2 protein-coding genes are annotated in these 2,530 nt (G+C 31.5%); both read left to right on the top strand.

Translation table 11 applies throughout. The annotated features are described in order from the left end of the window. Nucleotides 1-1,111 (top strand): thioesterase domain-containing protein (locus ACVC2P_RS14790; protein WP_452599228.1); only part of this gene is annotated, 1,111 nt, incomplete at its 5' end. Nucleotides 1,112-1,209: 98 nt separating this feature from the next. After that, nucleotides 1,210-2,530 (top strand): ACP S-malonyltransferase (fabD, locus tag ACVC2P_RS14785; RefSeq protein WP_452599227.1); only part of this gene is annotated, 1,321 nt, incomplete at its 3' end.

Raw genomic sequence — 2,530 nt, 5'->3', positions numbered from 1 at the left:
CGGCAAAACCGATAGAAAACAATTAGAAACGCTAAGCCTAGAAGTAGAAAGCACCACCCAATACGTAGCACCAGAAACAGCAGTAGAGCAGCAATTAGCAATACTATGGTCTAAGCTATTAGAACTAGAAGAAGGAACAATAGGAAAACACGATAACTTTTTCGAGTTAGGCGGGCACTCACTATTAACAGTTCAATTAGTTCAAGGGATAAATAATTTATTTAAGAATAAAAAAATAGAATTAGTTGATTTAATTAACAATAGAACAATCTACGAGCAAGCCATATTACTAGAAGAATTAAATGTTGAAGTAGGTTCTAAACATATAATAAATTTTAATGCTTTAGAAAAAACAGCAACAGATGCCATAGATACATTTATAATTCCTGGTATGCCTGGAATAGTAGATGGTTATTATGAATTAGCAGAAGCTTTCTCTAAAAAAGGAAGCAATACTTACGGTATTCAAATGTATGGTTTACTAGAAGGAGAAGAAGCCTATACTACTATAGAAGAGATGGCAGCACATAATATAAGAGTTATACAAAGTACACCTTCTAAAAATATTCGTTTGGTAGCACATAGCTATGGTGGAGTTGTTGTTTTTGAAATGATAAAACAATTATTAGCGAAATCAATAACTATAACAGAAGTTATCCTTTTAGATAGTTACCTCCCTAAAAAGTCTCTAAAAGTAAAAGAGAAAATGCATATTTTTATAAGTACTATAGTCACTATACTTAATATAAAAGTGTCTAAAAAAGAAACTACAGAACTAGTAGGAAAAGCAATAAAAAAAGCTAAGAACGATAGAGAGAGCTTTATTTATAATACACTAAAAAACAAAGGTGGTAAACTTGAAAAAGCATTCTTTAGTAGGTTGTATAAAGTGTGTTACAATGCTTTAAGTATCTCATATAATTTAGAAGGTCAACTTAGTATAGAAGCAGTATTCGTAAAAGTAAAACAAGTACAAAATAAAGACACTCAAACATCTCAAGATTGGTCTCCATATTTTAATACATTACAAATTATAGAATCTTCAGGAAGTCATTTCGAAATGGTTAAAAAGCCATATGTAGAGAAATGGAAAAAGAATTTAACAAGTTAGTAATAACATAATTTATTAGAGCTATAACAGTTAATAATGGGTTGTCTACTATTAATTGTTAAGCATTTTATTCCTCATAGTAAATAACATATACACAGATGAAAAAAGTAACAATGTTCCCTGGGCAAGGCTCACAATATAAGGGAATGGGTAAAGCACTGTTTTCAAAATATAAAGCAGAAACACAATTAGCGTCAGACATTTTACAATATGATTTAGAAGAACTTTGTGTACGAGACCCTAATAGAGAATTAGTAAAAACACAATTTACCCAACCAGCACTGTATGTTGTAAATTATTTTAGGTACAAGGAGTTAAATATAGTACCAGATTATGCAATTGGACACAGTTTGGGAGAATACAATGCATTATTAGCCGCAGGAGGATTTAGTTTTGAAACTGGTTTAAAAATGGTTCAAAAAAGAGGACAGTTAATGGCAGCTGCATCTGGAGGCAGCATGGCTGCTGTACTAGGAATAAACATTGAAGCATTGAAAGAAAAAATGAACAGCTCTGAGTATGCAGATTTAGATATTGCTAATTATAATACACCAACTCAAACAGTAATATCAGGGCCTGGTGACAGTATTAAAAACATAGTAAAAAACTTTTCTGCTCAAGATATTAGAATTATTCCATTACAAGTTAGTGCACCGTTTCATTCTCGTTATATGGAGCCAGCAGCAAAAGAATTTTCAGAATTTTTAAAAGGTTTTCACTTTGAAGCATTAAAAATACCTGTTATATCTAATGTTACGGCAAGACCTTATAAAGATATTGAAATAGCCGACTTGTTAAGTCAACAAATTTCAGGATCTGTCAAGTGGTGTGAAACTATTCAATACTTAATGGGGAAAAATGTTGAAGAATACCAAGAAAACGGCAGAGGTGTACTTACTAAAATGGTTACAGAAATAAGAAAAACCTGTAATCCTATTATAGAAGAGGAACCAATAGAAACAGTAGAAACAAGTACTACAACCATTAAAGAAAAAGTAATTGTAGAAGAGAGTACAGTAGAAAAACTTGGAGCAAAATTGGGAAGTATAGATTTTAGAAACGATTACAACATCTCTTACAGTTATGTAGCAGGATCTATGTATAGAGGGACTGCCTCTCAAGAACTTGTAACCCGTATGGCTAAAGCTAAAATGCTATCTTTTCTTGGTACTGGAGGATTAACTTTAAATCAAATTTCGGATGAAATAGATACAATACAATCCAAATTAGAGACTAACGAAACTTATGGAATGAATCTGTTACATAATTTAAATAATCCAGATTTAGAAAGCCAGACAGTTGATTTATACCTTAACAAAGGAGTGAAAAATATAGAAGCATCGGCGTTTATGTTAATAACAGAAGCTTTAGTACATTTTCATGTTTCTGGCTTAGAACAAAAAGCAGATGGAAGCATAG

The sequence above is a fragment of the Pontimicrobium sp. MEBiC01747 genome, from assembly GCF_053601635.1.
Note: the sequence above shows the minus strand (reverse complement) of the source record. Positions and strands in the feature narration are given on the sequence as shown.